We start from the raw sequence: 15,930 nt of genomic DNA on the forward strand, positions 1-15,930 counted from the left end.
CGGCCTCGCGGCCGCGCTAGAACCCCAGGTTGCGCTTGAGGGCGGCCATGTTGATTGCCTGGAGCACGAGCTTGGAGCCGTGTTCGATGCGGGAGTTGTCGCGCAGTTTTTCGCGCGTCAGAATCAATTCCATTTTCTTGGCCACGGTGAAGGTATCGTCGCGCACCACGATGACCGGCACGCCCTTGTCCTCGGCCTTGGCCAGGATGATGTCGTTGGGGTAGAGGTTGCCGGCCAGGATCAGCGCCGCGCAGCCGCCTTCCAGGGCCACGAGTTGCAGGTCGGCCCGGTCGCCGCCGCACAGGATGGCCACGTCCTTATGGCGTTTGAAGAAGGTGACGAAGTTCTCCACCTGCATGGTGCCGATCAGGAAGTTGACCACCAGATTGTCGGTGCGCCCGCCCGTGGTGATCATGCGGCCGCCCAGGCCATGGGCCAGGTCGCCCGCGCGCACGGCGAACATGATGGGGTCGTGAGGCACGATGCCGAGCACGTCCACGCCGCGCCGCTTGAGGAAGGGCACGATCAGCGTCTCGGCTTCCTCGCGGAAGTGGTCGGGCACGTCGTTTAGGATGACGCCGACCAGGTCGTCGCCCAGGGCTTCCTTGGCCGCGGCCAGGTAGTCGTAGTTGTACTCCTGGATATAGCGGTCGACGAGCAGGACCTTGGCGCCGATGGCGCTGGCCACGGATACGCCGTCCACGCCGCAGTACTTGCCGGAGTACAGGAAGCTGCCCGAACCGCCGACCAGCATGAGGTCCTTGCCGGCGGAGAGCTTCTTATAGCTGTCGACGATGCCCGGCATCAGGTTGGCGCAATCCTCCAGGAAGGCGCGCATATGGAAATCCCGGGTGATGACCACGGGACTGACCAGCGAAGGGGACTCCGACAGGCCCAGGGCCTGCTGCATGAAATGGGCGTCCTCGTCGCCGATCTGGTTGTTGATCTTGTGGGGCACGGCGCCGACAGGCTTCATGTAGCCGATGGTCTTGCCTTCGCGCTGAAACTGCTGCCCCAGGGCCAGCGTGACGAGGTTCTTGCCCGAATATCCCTGCGTGGACCCGATATAGAGACCGATCATAGGATTGTTCCTCCTGGATTCTGCTTACTTTGCGCTCAGGGTGATCCGCACGTCGGCGACCACGGCCTTTTCCGCGTTGACCAGCACCGGGTTGAACTCGGCTTCCTGGATCTCCGGGAAATCCAGAGCCAGTTCCGACATGGTGAGCAGGATGTCCTCGATGGCCTGGAAGTTGACCGGCGGCTCGCCGCGCACGCCCTTAAGGAGCATGTACGACTTGATCTCGCGGATGATCCCCTTGGCGTCGTCGCGCCCGAGCGGAGCCAGGCGGAAGGCGATGTCCTTTAAGATTTCCACGTAGATGCCGCCGAGGCCGAACATCAGAAGCGGACCGAACTGGTCGTCGCGCTTGAACCCGATGATGATCTCCTTGCAGCCCTTGGGGGCCATTTCCTGGACCAGACAGCCGGCGATATACGCTTCGGGGCGCATACGCTGGGCTCGAGCCGTGATGTCGAAGAAGGCGTTTTTCACGGCCTCGGCGTCGGTGAGGTTCACCTTGACGCCGCCCACGTCCGACTTGTGCGAGATCTGCGGCGAGGCGATCTTTAAAACCACCGGGTAGCCGATCTTTTCCGCGCCGGCCACGGCCTCGTCCGACGAGCGGGCCAACACCGTGTTGGGGGTGGGCAGGTTGTAGGCGCGAAGCACTTCCTGGGCCTGGAACTCGACCACTTCGGTCGCGCCCTTGGACCGGGCCTCGTTGATGACGAGGCGCGCCTTCTGGCGGTTGCGCCGGATCTCCGGGAACTCCTGGGCCGGGGTCTGCCGCCAGAGGTAGTACTTGTACATGGTCTCGATGCTGGCGATCAGCGGCTCGGGGTAGACCGAGCAGGGGATGCTGGCGTCGTTTAGCATGCGCACGCCGGGTTTGGTGCGCATGCCGCCCATGTAGTTGACGAAGATGGGCTTCTTCGTGGTTTTGGCCACGTCGATGATGGCCTGGGCCGTCTCGACGATCTGGGCCGAGGCGGTCGGGGTCAAAAGGATCAGGATCGAGTGCACCTGCGGGTCCTCGACCACCACTTCGAGGGCCTTGCGGTAGCGCTCGGCCGGGGCGTCGCCCACGAGGTCGACCGGGTTGTAGAGCGCCGCGTAGGGCGGCAGGAACTCCTTGAACCGCTCGATGGTGTTCGCCGACAGGCGCGCCATGTTGAGGAGCTGCGACTTTTCGATGGCGTCGGCGGCCAGAATGCCGGGACCGCCGGCGTTGGTGACCACGCACACCCCGGGGCCTTCGGGCAGGGGTTGGGTGGAGAAGGCCATGGCCAGATCGAAAAGCGTGCCCATGTCGCCCGCGCGGATGACGCCGGTCTTGCGGAAGGCGGCGGTGTAGGCCGCGTCCGAACCGGCGATGGCGCCGGTGTGGGAGGAGGCCGCCTTGGCGCCGGCGGTGGTGGTGCCGGACTTGATCATGATGACGGGCTTTTCCCGGCAGACCTTGGCCGCCTGCTCGATGAAGTCCGCGCCGTTGGAGACGTTTTCGATATAGCCCAGGATGACCTTGGTGTTCGGGTCGGTGCGCAGGTATTCCAGCATGTTGGCTTCGTTGACCACGGCCATGTTGCCCATGGACACGAACTTGGAAAACCCGACTTCCTCGCCGAGGGCCCAGTCGAGGATGGCGGTGCACAGCGCGCCGGACTGGGAGAAGAAGGCGATGGAGCCTTTCTTCGGATAGCCGGCGGCAAAGGAGGCGTTGTTGTCGTCATGGGTGCTTAAAAGGCCCAGGCAGTTGGGGCCGACCATGGCGATGTCGTTTTTCGTGCAGATTTCGATGAGCTGCTGTTCGAGGGCCGCGCCTTCGCGGCCGACTTCCTTGAATCCCGCCGTGATGATGATGACGGAACGGACTTTACGGGCAGCCAGGGCCTCCATGGAAGGCACGACCGCCTTCACAGGGACGACGATGACGGCCAGGTCGAGGCCCTCGGGAAGGTCCTCGATGCTTTTGGTGACGGGAAGGCCCAGGATTGTATCGGATTTGGGATTGACGGGAATCAATGTTCCCTTGAATTCCGCATCCAGCATATTATGCACCACCGTATGGCCGACTTTTCCCGGCTTATCGGACGCGCCGATGACGGCTACGGTTTTGGGCGCAAAAAGCGCGTGGATATTCTCTTTAAAACTCATTCGGCTACCTCGCTCGCCTCTGTTTCAATGCTACCGGGAAAGGCCGCCCGGCTTGGGCTTGTGCCCGGGATATCCCGCATGGCGCGGGCCATGTTGCCGCTTGTCCGCGGGTGTTCGCCACGGGGGCCCGCCTCGGGCGGCCCCCCGAGAAAGGCTCGCGCGGCCATGACGCGCCGGCTTTGGCCTGGAGACCCGCCCGTTGCGCCTCCGCCACCCCATGCCGTCGACTCGCTTCGGGTCACATCGCCAACGCCGGCGATTTCACCGATGAAGCCTTCAGGTCGTCGCTGTCCCTCTTGCCGATCCCGGGCTCCGGTGCCTGGGCAATCCCGTCGCGCAGGGTGTCGATCAATTCAAACAGGGTCGCGGTCTGCCCAGCCACTTCGGCCACGGCAAGGGAGGCCTCGGCCATGACCTGGCTGGTTTCCAAGGCGATGGCGTTGGTTTCGGTGATGGAACGGCTCATCTCCTCGGTGGCCGAGGACTGTTCCTCGGTGGCAGTGGCAATGGCCCGCACTTGGTCCGAGGCGATTCCTACCAGGGAAACGATCTCCTCAAGAGCCTCACCCGATTCATGGGCCTTGTCCGTGGCGACGGCGATGGCGGCGACCGAGCCTTCCACATTGCCGATAGTGTGTCGGGCTCCTTGCTGCATGTCGGCGATGGCTTCCCCGACCTCCCCGGTGGCGTTCATGGTTTTTTCGGCGAGTTTCCTGACCTCATCGGCCACCACGGCGAAGCCGCGTCCGGCTTCGCCGGCCCGTGCGGCCTCGATGGCGGCATTGAGGGCCAGCAGGTTCGTCTGGTCGGCGATATCGTTGATGACGTCGATCACGGCGCCGATGTCCTGGGCCTGCTTGCCGAGATGCCCCATGTCCTCCTTGAGCGTGAGCGCCTGCTTACGCACGGCGTTGATCCGGGCGATGGCCTCGGAGACGATGTCCGCGCCGCGTTCGGCCTTTTTCCTGGTTTCATCAGCGGTGTTGGCCGCGCTGGAGGCGTTACGGGCCACCTCCATGACCGTGGCGTTGATTTCCTCCATGGCCGTGGCCGACTCAATCAGGCGCTCGGACTGGGCGTGCGCCTCTTCGCCGCAATGTCGCACCTTGGAGGAAAGCTTGTCCGAGGCGCTCGCGAGCACGCTCACCACGCCCTCGATGCGCACGGCGGCAGCGGACATGCCTTCGGCCTTGGAACTTTTCGCCAGCACCAAGGCCTCTTCGGCCTTCCGGGTGGCCTCCATGGCCCGGGCGGCTTCGGTTTGTGCGAGGGATTCCTTGCTCGCCACCGCATCCAGGGCTTCCCGCTGCGCCATGACCATTCTGACAAGGGAGTCCCCAAGCTCCCGCAATTCATGGCACACGGCCCGCGAGGAAAAAGTATGGGCCAGCTCGCCCTTGGAAACTCGGTGGGCGTAGTCCATGCACGCGGTAAGCGGCACATTGACCACGCGTTCGGTGAGCCCCCACAGAATGCCAAGCAGCAGGATCAGGACGATGCCGGCCATGACGGCCTCGTGTTTGACCACATCCCTCACCCGGGCGTTCAGGTCTTTCATGGGGGCCAGGACCACGAAGGTCCAACCCGTGAAGCCGTCCTTGCGCACCGATGCCAACTGGCCGTCCGGGGACGTGAGCATGGCGTGGTCCGTGACGCCCAGGGCCCGGTTGACCAGCGTGTCGGCAGCGGCGTCCTTTTTGAGCAACTGCCCGAGATCGGGATGCGACACGGCGGTGCCGTCTGGTTCGAAAATCAGGACATGGCCGGTTGACCCGATGCGGATGGTGGAAACGTGTTTGGTCAGATCCTTGAGAACCACCGTGGCGGTCATGACGCCCACGAGCTTTCCGCCCACCGTCACCGCCTGACACAACGTGACCACGGGCTGGTTGGATATCCTGCTCAAGATGGCCTTGGACTTGGCGTTGTCGCGCCCGTTGCCGACCACCGCCTGAAAATAGCCGCGGCCGGAAATGTCCGAACCGGCAAGCGGCCCGGGCAACGTGGACGCCACCTGTTTGCCGTCGGTGGCGTACAGGTTGCAGTAGGCCACGCCCAGGTTGGGCATGGCGGCCAGGATATTGCCCATGAACCTCCGGAAGTCCTCATGCCCACCGTCCGTCGCCGCCTGGATCTCGGGCAGTGCCGACCAGGCCTTGAGCGCCTGGACGGCCAGGGTCAGGGATTCGGACACATTGCTCACAATGGCCTGGGAGATGACCGGCAACTCGTCCCGGAGAATGTCCGTGGAGGCCTTGCGCGCGCCATCGGCTCCGATCATGGCCAGTCCGCCGAGGCCGACGGCCACGACGAGGAGCAAGGGCGTAAGGAACACCGTTTTAAACGAAAATTGCCGCCTCATGATTATTTCCTTTTGCGGACTGCACGGTCGCTTCATGCAAGCCAGTCAGCGATGCGCGTCGCCACGGTCAAAAGCCTCTTTCACAGCCCCGCACTCCGGCAACGCCACCAACGGCGAGCAGTCGCCAAAGTTCTCTCGTTCAGGTCCACTTCTGCGTGAGAGAACGGCCATGGCGATGGCCAGGCCCGTCTGTCGAAGGCTCGCGTCAAATATCGCGGCAGACTCCATACGCGCCAAGGAAACGCATTCGACATCGGGCAAGGAAACGACCTCCGCCGCGACAAGCGGTTTGCTCCACAGCGTCGCGGCATTGGCGAGGCGATGCTGCGCCATGCGTTACGACGATTGGCTCTCCGTTGACGGAGGAGGTGCGATTTCGGACCGCACCTCCTCTGGAGCAATCCTGATTAAAATGGAATGACTCCCATGAACGCGGCGGCAAAGGTCATGACAATGGAGGCCATCCACAAGAAGGGAATGGAATACTTTTGATGTTCGCCAAACTCGATGCCGGCAAGGCCGACCAGCAAGAAGGGGGCTGGCGTCAGGGGACTGACGGGAAATCCCGTCGTGCAGGCCCCGAGCAGTGCCGCCTGCGCGATCTGTACGGCATTTCCCCCCGCGTTCTTATACACTTCGGCTATCACAGGCATCACGCCGAAGTAGAAGGAGTCCGGGTCGAAGAACAACGTCAAAGGCATGCCGATGATTCCGAGGGCAAAGGGGATGTGCTGCGTCATCTCGTGTGGGACGAAGGAGATGATGGCCTTGGCCATGGCGGCGGTCATGCCGGTGCCTTTCATGATGCCGACGAAGGCGCCGGCCGCCATGAGGATGCTGGCCATCATCATGGCCGGCTTGGCATGCGCGTCCACGCGCGCCCGCTGCAGTTTCGCGTGCGGGTAATTGATCACCAGGGCCAACACGGTGCCGATCATGAAGGAGACCGCGGCGGAGAGGATGTTGGTAATCATGACGAAGATGACGCCCACAGTAATGAAGACGTTGACCCAGAAGAGATGGGGGCGGCGCAGCTCGATTTGCTTTTCGGAGAGTTCGGCCTTGCAGGCGCCTGCGGAAAAATCGCAGCCCTCGCGACGAAGCCGCTTTTCCTCGCGCTTGCCCAGCATGTAGGCGAAGAAGAACGCCAGCGCCAAGCCGCAGATCTGCACCGGAATCAGGGGGTTGAAAATCTCGATGGCCGAGATGTTCAATACCGCCGAAGACCGGATCATTGGCCCGACCCAGGGCAGGAAGTTCACGCCCGCCCCCAGGGCGGCCATGCAGGCCAATATGCGCTTGTCCATGCCCAAGAGATCATAGAGGGGCAGCAAGGCCGGGACGACGAGCATGAAGGTCACCGCCCCGGAGCCGTCCAGATGGATGAGCAGCGTCAGGAACAGTGTCCCCATGGTAATGCGCGTCGGGCTGGTGCCCACTACCTTGAGCACGCCGTTGATGATCGGGTCCAGCATGCCCGCGTCAGACATGACGCCGAAGAACAGGATTGCGAACACGAACATTCCGGCGGCTGGAACGATGGAACGCAAGCCTTCGATGATAAACTTGCTTGTTGTGTCAGGTCGGCTCCGCTAACAACAGCGCCAATGAAAGGAATTACGATCAAGGCAATCAGCGGAGAAAGCCTTTTTGTCATGATAGAGACAAGGAGAACAACAATAACAAGGAGTCCCAATAATGCAAGCATGGCTCCTCCTTCTCTTGGACATTGTGCGAAAATGCCTTTCAGCAGACAGTATCGCTCAACACCGCAACCATATATCGTTTTTTATGCCAATCATGTAAATACATTTTTTGCCATTTCATACGGTTCTGTGCTCGTACTCCTGAATTTTCAGAACCTCTATGGCTTTTTACGTACGGGATTTGCCTGAATTTGTTCTCCTGCATGACGAACAAGTGCCGCATATCGATAGACACCATGAACAAACTTGCTGTATGGCATTGTTATAAATAACGCCATAACCAGTCCAAGATGGATGCACAATAAAATACCCATTATACTCGTTGATCGAAAAACCAGGAGCAGCAGGCCTGAAATAGTGACAGAGCACAGCAGCATGATGAATGAAATATCCATTGGAAAGGCTTCCGCATAGGCGGGCTCCTTGTCCATGAGCTTTTTCAAGCGGTACAGCCCGATGGTGCCGATAGCCAGGGAGACGCCACCAAGCGTCCCCAAAAGCACGGGCAGACTGAAGAAGGCATAGGGCGCGGCAATGCCGAGGGCATGGTCGTACGTCAGGGCGACGACGGTGGAGGCGAAGCACAACAGGAATCCATAGAAGGTGAAGTGATGCATGGAGCGGCGCTGCATGCTGAACTTGTCGTCCGGGTAGTTGCAGCCGTCGCCGCCGCCTTCCAGATACCGCAACCGCAAGACGTCCCAGACGGCCCGCAGGTTGTAGGCGGGGCTGCGGAACATCTCCGCTTTGCCCTCCGTCGCCCGCCAAAGGTTTTTCATCCCCTTCCAGAGGCTCACACAAGCGAAGATGCCGACTGCGGAGAACAGCACAAGCAGCACGGGATAGGGGATGATGGCGTAGAAGCTTCCCGGTCCGGCCTGGGAGGCGAAAAAGGCGCTCGACCCGTGTCTGGCCAGGGACGTCAGCGTGAGGAGCAGCACGCAAAGGATCGTGATCGCGGCCACGACCTTCCCGTTTTTGTTGAACACCCCCTTGAAGGAGGCCGGCCAGGCGAACTCCTGGTACGTGTGCAAGCGCAGTTGGGCCAGGGTTCGCGGCACGTTCAGGTTGAACTCATGAGGAGGCGCGTACTGGCAGGCGTAGTAGCAGCCACGGCAGTTGTGGCACAAGTTGGCCATGTATTTCAAATCCGATTCCGTGAATATACGACGCAACTCCATGGCCGGGAAAACAGCGCAAAACCCTTCGCAATACCGGCAGGCATTGCAGATGGTCATGATCCTGTTGGCTTCTTCTAGGATTTTTGAAGACATTTCGCAGACTCCTTTCCGGCGATACGGCCAAAAACCGTTCCGATTGTCATTCCAAACCCGGCCATGTATCCCTGACCGAGAATATTGCCAGACACAAGCTCGCCCGCGGCGAAGATGTTCTTGGATGGCTTCCCATCCTGCATGAGCATCCTGGCCTGCTCGTCGATTTTGAGGCTGAGGTAGGTGAAGGTGATGCCGGGGCGCAGGGGGTAGCCATAGAAAGGCGCCGTATCGATGGGGCGGGCCCAGTTGGACTTGATGGGCTCCAAGCCGGTGGTGGCGAGGCCGTCCAGGGCGTTGGAATCGAAAGCCCCGGGCGTGGTGGCTGCATTGTACTCCTGGATGGTGCTTTCCAGGCTGTCCGGGTCGAGGCCGAGTTTATGGGCCAATTCCTTGATGGAACCGGCCTCGATGGGGGGAAAGACCGAGGGCATGAACAGGTCGATCGACTTGGCGTCAATGATCGAGTAGGCGGTTTGCCCCTGCTGCTGGGCCACGAGCCTGCCCCAGATGGCGTAACGCTTGGGCCAGAACTCCTCGCCTTCGTTGTAAAAGCGCTTCGCTTCCTTGTTGACGCAGATGCCGAAGGGCACGCAATCGAGGCGCGTGACGATGCCGCCGTCGTATTTGGGCGCCCGGGCGTCGATGGCCACGCAATGGCATTGGCTGGGATCGCCGACGGTGTCAGCCCCTTTCTCGCGCAGCACCCTGAGCACGACGCCCTTGTCGTAGGGGGAGCCGCGAACGATGAAATTGTCCGCCGCCTCGCCCCAGGAGCGTTTGAGCCACTCCAGGTCCGCCTGGAATCCGCCCGAGGCCGCGATCATGCAGCGGGCGCGCAACTGGAGAACCGTGCCCTTGTGGTTGACCGTGGCCGAGCGAAACAGGCCGTCGGACATGTCCAGATCCGTGACCTCGGCATCATAGAGGATTTTGACGCCCAGGCGTTCGCAGGTGGCGTAATAGGCGTTGACCAGCGCCTTGCCGCCGCCGCGGAAAAAGGCGTTGGTCCGGGACAGGTGCAGCGTCCCGCGCATGGACGGCTGGAACCGCACGCCATGCGCCATCATCCAGTCTCCCACCTCGGCGGATTCGCGTATGGTGAAGCGGGCCAGATCCTCGTTGGTATTCCCCTTGGTGACGAGCAGCAGATCCTTGAAGAACTCATCCTCGAGGTAGGGGCCGGTGAGAAAGCCGTTGGCGCTGCGGTGCATGTAGCGGAGGTTGCGGGTATGCCGGCTGTTGCCGCCCCTGAACTCCCATGGGGAGGCTTCCAGGAGCACGACGCGCGCCCCGGCCTCGCTCGCGGTCATGGCCGCGCAGAGCGCGGCGTTTCCGCCGCCGATGACCAGCACGTCAAACGTCTCGCTGGGATCAATCCTTGGTTCTTGCGTAGGTTTCATGGCAGATCCTAAGTTGCCGTGCCCGAAAGGCGATTCCAGGCACCACGTTCGTTCCGTTTCCACATTGCAAGGCGGCATGCCGACACGGGCGTGGAAGGGCCATGCCCGAAGCCCGGCTTTGGCGGGCTGCGTCCGCAACCGCGCTGCGCTTGCGGACGCAGCCCTTCCGGAGCGGATCCGATTGGCCTGATCCACTTTCGTTTCACGCTATGCGGGCCTGAAACATTCCCCCTGCGGTGCGCTCGGGGACGTCGCCTGTCAGCCGGTAGCCCAGGCGCGGGCCCTAGGCTCCCGCCGCCGCCCGGGGTTTGACCAAAAGCCTCGCCATGGCTTCCGGCAGCTCGTCCAGGCTCGAACAAACCTCGATGCCGGCCTGCCGCAGCGCCGAAAGTTTGCGCGCCACGCCGCCGCCTTCCTCAAGGATGGCGCCCGCATGGCCCATGCGACGCCCTGCGGGCGCGGTGAGTCCGGCCACGAAACTGACGATGGGCTTGGGATAGGATGCGGCGGCGACATAGGCGGCCACATCCTCCTCGGCCCGGCCTCCAATCTCGCCAAGCAGCAGGACGGCCTCCACCCGCGGATCGTCGCGCACAAGATCGAGCAGTTCGGCAAAACCGAGTCCGATAAATGGATCCCCGCCGACGCCAAGCGCCAGGGCCTGCCCCATGCCGGCGGCGCTCAGCCGGGCCGAGGCCTCATACGTCAGGGTACCGCTTCGAGAGAACACCGCCACCGGACCGGGCCGGAAAGGATCGGTCGGCATGATTCCGGCCTTGAAACGGTCCGGAACAATGATGCCCGGGGTGTTGGGGCCGAGCAGGCAGGTGCCGTTTTCCCGCAAGGCGGGCAGGACCCGCAGCATGTTGAGTTGCGGCGTGCCTTCGGTGATGCACACGACCCAGGGGACCTTGGCGTCGGCCGCTTCCAGGATGGCGTCGGCCACGAAGGGGCCGGGCACGAAAATGATGCTCAGGTCGATGCGGTGCTGCCGGACCGCCTCGTGCACGGTGTCGTATATGGGCGTATCCCCGCTGCGGGTCCCGCCTTTGAAGGGGGTGACGCCGGCCACGATGTTCGTGCCGTACGCCCGCATCAGTCCGGCATGGAACGTGCCCATTTTGCCGGTCAGCCCCTGGACGAGAACCTGGGTCCCGGGGCCCAGATCCAGGGGGGAGGGGACGTCGTCGCGGCGGCGCGTTCCCCGCGGCACGGGCGGCAGCGACACGGCTACGCTGACGCTGTCGTTTAAGACTCTCGGCGTGCTTCGCGGCCCAAGCTTGCCCAAAAGCTCCATGGCCCCGGCCATGTCGTCGGCCAGGAACAACCGTTCCAGTCCGCTGGCCTGAAGCAGTTCCTTGCCCTTCTCCGCGCTGTTTCCGGACAAGCGGGCCACGACCGGTTTGGCCGGTTCCTTGCCGTCCAATACCGCCAAAAGCGCTTCGGCGACCGCGGCGCAGGATAGTATCCCCCCGTACAGGTTGATGAACACCGCGTTGACCCGATCGTCGCCGAGCAGCAACTCCAAGGCGTCGCGCATGCGTTTCGCATCGGCCGTGCCGCCCAGGTCAAGGAAGTTGGCCGGAGCGATGCCCGCGAAATTGAGGGCGTCCATGGTCGCCATGGCCAGGCCGGCCCCGTTGACCACGCAACCGACCCAGCCATCGAGGCGCACATAACTGAACCCGGCCTTGCGAGCCGCCAGTTCTCGTCGCCCGTAATGCCCGGGATTCGCCAAGGCTTCCAACTCGGGCCGGATTTCGGCCACGCTGTCGTCGATCTCGACCTTGCCGTCCAGGGCCAACAGCCAGCCGCCGGCGACCTCGGCCAGGGGATTGATCTCGGCCAGGAGCAAGCCGTTATCCTTCACGGCCCTATAAAGGCCGAGCACCACAGTCCTAAAATCGTCCATCTGTTCCCGGCGCAGGCCTAGCCGGAAAAAGGCGCTGCGCACCTGGGCTTCGGTGGGGCCTTCGGGCAGGCGCACCTTCTGGATCAGGGGCTGCGAACCCTCGCCGGATTCCACGTTCATGCCGCCGGTGGCCTTGACCGTGAGCAGCAGGCTTTCCCGGTCCCGGGAAACGGCCAGGCTCACATAGAACTCGCGCGTGATGCACGCGGCGGGCTCCAGCAGCAGCATCGGCGGCCGGCTTCCCCCAATGGGCAGGTCGAACAGTTTTTTCATGACCCCCGGCAGGGCCACCGGCCCGTCCACCCGGACCACGCCGCCCGCCTTGCCCCGTCCTCCGGCCAGCACCTGGGACTTGACCATCCACGGGGCGGCGAACTCCGGATGCGGCTTTTCCCCCGGGCGCACAACGATCCCCGGGGGCACGGGAATTCCGGCCGCGGCGAACAGTTTTTTGCTCTGGTACTCATCAAGCAACATTGGATTGTTCCTCCGATTCCATGCAGCGGATCGGTAGCGGGGGCGGTCCCGGCATCGACGCCTTCACCGAAGCGGCGGCCTCTCCGACCCCAGGTTTTTCTCGGCGAAATCACCTCGCCGTGGCCTGCGAGGCGACGGCGGATATCCCGGGCCTAGAGGCGCTCGATAATGGCTTGGCCGAACTCGGAGCATTTGACCTGCCGCGAGCCTTCGAGCTGCCTGGCCAGGTCGTAGGTCACGATCTTGTCCCGTACGGCCTGCTCCAGGCCGTGGCGAATCGTCCCGGCCACCTCGTTCCAGCCCAGATGTTCAAACATCAGGGCTCCGGAGAGGATGAGCGAACCAGGATTGATCATGTCCTTGCCGGCATACTTCGGAGCGGTGCCGTGCGTGGCTTCGAACACGGCGGCCTGGTCGCCGACGTTGGCGCCGGGGGCCATGCCCAGACCGCCGACCTGGGCGGCCAGGGCGTCGGAGAGGTAGTCGCCGTTGAGGTTGGGCATGGCGAGGATGTCGTATTCTTCGGGGCGCAGCAGGGCTTGCTGAAACATGGAGTCCGCAATGCGGTCATTGATGACCACCGTGCCCGGGGCCGCGTCGCCTTTCAGATCCTTCTCGGCCACGACCCGGTCCGGGAACTCCTCCCTGGCCAGTTCGTAGCCCCACTCCCGGAACGCGCCCTCGGTGTGCTTCATGATATTGCCTTTGTGCACCAGGGTGACGCTTTTGCCGGCGTGGTCCAGCGCCCACTGGATCGCCCGGCGGATGAGCCGCTTGGAGCCGTTCGGGGTCATGGGCTTGATCCCGATTCCGGCCTCGGGGGAGATCTCGGCCTGCAGCTGGGTACGGAGGAATTCGATGAGCCGTTTGGCTTCCGGAGTGCCCGAGGCCCATTCGAGGCCGGCGTAGACGTCCTCGGTATTTTCGCGAAAAATGACCATGTTCACCCGCTCCGGATGCTTCATGGGCGATGGAACGCCCGGAATGAAACGCACCGGGCGAATGCAGGCGTAGAGGTCCAGGATATGGCGCAAGGCGACGTTGAGACTTCTGATGCCGCCGCCGACCGGGGTGGCCAGGGGCCCTTTTATCGCAACGCGGCACTGCCGGAGCCGGTCAATGGTTTCCCGGGGCAGCCACTCGCCCGTGCGCGCATGCGCCTTCTCGCCGGCCAGGACTTCAACCCACTCCACGCTGCGTTTGTCGCCGTAGGCCTTGGACACGGCGGCATCGAAAACAGCCGAGGCGGCGCGCCAAATATCGGCACCCACGCCGTCCCCCTCGATGAACGGGATGACGGGATGATTGGGAACGATCAGTCTGCCGGCTGAGTCAATGGCAATACATTCGGGATTTCTTTGCACTGCGAGCCTCCATGTCTGGGTGGTCAAACATTTTGGGAAGCCCTAAGAACAAATACCGTGCCAAGCGCCTCCGAAAGCGCTGCGAAAGGCCTTTCTCCGCCCCAAGCGCGGTTGAAGGAGCCATGGTATGCATGTGGTGCGAACTATGCAGCGCGGCCTACGACTGGAGTTGTTGCGCCTGTTCGAAAAAGCGGAGTGTTTCAGGTGTTTCAATTGAGCGAAAAGCGTTGCAGGGTTGAAACTTCTATGCAACAGTTGCAATATGCGTGATGTTTCCCTCGGCTTTATCGCCACCTCCCAGGAGATATTGGACCAGGCCCGGGAACTCGCCCGCCGCATGGGACAGAAGCTCGTGCTCGTCCTCTCGGGGCTGGAAGAAGCCCTCGCCCCGGGCCACCGGATGCTGGACGAGGAAGGCGTGGAGGTGATCATTTCCCGCCGAGGGACTGCGCACATGCTCCGGGCGCACCTTTCCATCCCGGTCGTCAGCCTGCCCGACTCCTCGATGAACATGCTCAAAACCATTCGGGACGCCTCCAAGCTCAGCACACGCTTGTTGTGCACCTTTTTCCACAAGAGCCAGCCTGACCTGTCCCTGTTCGAGGAAATCCTCGGCGTGGAAATCCTTCCGGTGACCTACCACGACACCCAGAGTCTGGAGCAGGCGCTCATCGAGGCAAAAACCAAAGGATACAAGGTTGTTGTCGGAGGAGGAGTCACCAAACGACTGGCCAAGCGCCATGGCCTGCACAGCGTGCTGCTGCAGATGCCCGACGAAACCATTGTGGCGGCCATCGAAGACGCCAGAAACATCGCCTTGTCCAGACGGGAAGAGGTGGAGCTCAACGAGCGCTATCGCACCATCCTGGACGCCGTGTCGGATGGCATCCTGGCCGTTGACAAGACGGGCCTCGTCACCACCATCAACCGCGCCGCCCGGCAGGTGCTCAAGATACACGCATCGGAAGCAGGCGATTGCGATATCGCCAAACACCACGCTTCGAGCGCCGTCATGGAGGTCGTCCGGACCGGTCGACCGGTTGTCAACAAGCTCGAATCCATTGGAAAATCACAATATATCGTCAACAGCGTGCCGGTGCTCGCCGGCGAGGAGATCGTGGGCGGCGTCTCCACATTTCACGAAGCCTCAAACCTCATGAAGGCGGAAAACGCGGTCCGCCGTGCCCTGACCAGGGGGCTGCGGGCCAAGTATCGCCTGGAGGACTACTGCCATCGCAGCAAGGCGGTCGCGGACATCATCCACAAGGTGCGCATCTACGCGGCCTGCGACTCCTCGGTGCTCATCACCGGGGAAACCGGCACCGGCAAGGAAATCATCGCCCACGGCATCCATTTGGCGTCCAAGCGCAAGAAAGGGCCGTTCGTTTCCATCAACTGCTCCGCCCTGCCGGACCAACTGCTCGAAAGCGAACTGTTCGGCTACGAGGAAGGGTCGTTCACCGGCAGCCGGCGCGGGGGGAAGGTCGGGCTTTTCGAGCTGGCGCACGGGGGGACCATTTTTCTGGACGAAATCGGCTCGACGCCCATGAATGTCCAAACGCACCTGCTGCGGGTCCTGCAGGAGAAGGAAGTGATGCGTCTTGGGGGAGATACGGTCATTCCGGTCAACACCCGCGTCGTGGCGGCCACGAACCGGTCCCTCAGCGAAGAAGTCCGCGAAGGCCGGCTGCGCGAGGACTTGTATTTCCGTCTCAACGTCCTGCCGGTCACCCTGCCGCCGCTGCGGGACCGCCCCGAGGACGTGCCGCCACTGTTCAAGCGGTTGGTTTCGCGGGTCGAAGCCCGTTACGGCCATGAGCACCTGGAGGTTCCCAAGGCGTTCGTGAACAGGCTGTGCGGCCTGCCCTGGCCGGGAAACGTCCGCCAGTTGGAACACTTTATCGAGCGGCTGGTGGTCCTTTGCGTCGACGGTTTCAACGCCGGCGTTTTCGACGAGCTCTACGAGGAACTCGTCGCCTATCCCCCGCCGGCCATGGGAACGCCCTCCCGGCGGGAACCTTCCCACGGAGCGCCCCCTGCCCCGGAGGCGGATGTGTTGACCCGTGAGCAGGTGGAACGAACCCTGGCCGCCATGGGCAATTCAAAAAGCCGGGCCGCCCAGAACCTCGGCGTCAGCCGCACCACACTATGGCGCCGGATGCGGCAATGGGGGCTGTTGCACAACAGATCGAATGGCATCTAAGTTGCAATAGGC

The 15,930-nt window shown here is 62.6% G+C and carries 10 protein-coding genes; 1 reads left to right on the plus strand and 9 read right to left on the minus strand.

The window, feature by feature from the left end:
- Positions 1 to 16: 16 nt before the first annotated feature.
- The 9 genes from K9F62_05475 to icd form a co-directional block, all read right to left on the minus strand.
- Positions 17 to 1,081, minus strand: a complete 1,065-nt coding sequence (locus K9F62_05475) for an AAA family ATPase (protein ID UJX42132.1) — start codon at positions 1,079 to 1,081, stop codon at positions 17 to 19.
- 24 nt (positions 1,082 to 1,105) lie between these two features.
- A complete protein-coding gene (locus K9F62_05480) occupies positions 1,106 to 3,217 on the minus strand; it encodes an acetate--CoA ligase family protein (GenBank protein ID UJX42133.1) in 2,112 nt (703 codons plus the stop codon).
- A gap of 238 nt (positions 3,218 to 3,455) precedes the next feature.
- A complete protein-coding gene (locus tag K9F62_05485; GenBank protein ID UJX43139.1) occupies positions 3,456 to 4,856 on the minus strand; it encodes a methyl-accepting chemotaxis protein in 1,401 nt (466 codons plus the stop codon).
- A 768-nt stretch (positions 4,857 to 5,624) separates the two neighbouring features.
- The gene (locus K9F62_05490; protein UJX42134.1) at positions 5,625 to 5,912 is read right to left on the minus strand and encodes a hypothetical protein; all 288 of its coding nucleotides are present in this window, start codon (positions 5,910 to 5,912) and stop codon (positions 5,625 to 5,627) included.
- A 74-nt stretch (positions 5,913 to 5,986) separates the two neighbouring features.
- Positions 5,987 to 7,129 carry a citrate:proton symporter gene (locus K9F62_05495; GenBank protein ID UJX42135.1) on the minus strand — a complete coding sequence of 381 codons (1,143 nt, stop codon included), beginning with the start codon at positions 7,127 to 7,129 and terminating at the stop codon, positions 5,987 to 5,989.
- 314 nt (positions 7,130 to 7,443) lie between these two features.
- Positions 7,444 to 8,559, minus strand: coding sequence for a tricarballylate utilization 4Fe-4S protein TcuB (gene tcuB / locus K9F62_05500; GenBank protein UJX42136.1), 1,116 nt, complete (start codon positions 8,557 to 8,559; stop codon positions 7,444 to 7,446).
- On the minus strand, positions 8,541 to 9,962 hold the full coding sequence (gene tcuA, locus K9F62_05505; protein ID UJX42137.1) for an FAD-dependent tricarballylate dehydrogenase TcuA: 1,422 nt from the start codon (positions 9,960 to 9,962) through the stop codon (positions 8,541 to 8,543). The genes tcuB and tcuA overlap by 19 nt, the downstream gene beginning before the upstream one ends.
- Before the next feature lie 283 nt (positions 9,963 to 10,245).
- Positions 10,246 to 12,351, minus strand: a complete 2,106-nt coding sequence (gene sucD / locus K9F62_05510) for a succinate--CoA ligase subunit alpha (protein UJX42138.1) — start codon at positions 12,349 to 12,351, stop codon at positions 10,246 to 10,248.
- Positions 12,352 to 12,503: 152 nt separating this feature from the next.
- On the minus strand, positions 12,504 to 13,715 hold the full coding sequence (gene icd / locus K9F62_05515; GenBank protein ID UJX42139.1) for an isocitrate dehydrogenase (NADP(+)): 1,212 nt from the start codon (positions 13,713 to 13,715) through the stop codon (positions 12,504 to 12,506).
- A gap of 262 nt (positions 13,716 to 13,977) precedes the next feature.
- Here icd and K9F62_05520 point away from each other — a divergent pair, with 262 nt between their 5' ends.
- Positions 13,978 to 15,918 (plus strand): sigma 54-interacting transcriptional regulator, encoded by a 1,941-nt coding sequence (locus tag K9F62_05520; protein ID UJX42140.1) that lies wholly within the window; start codon positions 13,978 to 13,980, stop codon positions 15,916 to 15,918.
- The last annotated feature ends 12 nt before the right edge of the window (positions 15,919 to 15,930 follow it).

It is taken from the genome of Desulfovibrio sp. JY, assembly GCA_021730285.1.
Taxonomy (GTDB): Bacteria; Desulfobacterota; Desulfovibrionia; order Desulfovibrionales; family Desulfovibrionaceae; genus Solidesulfovibrio.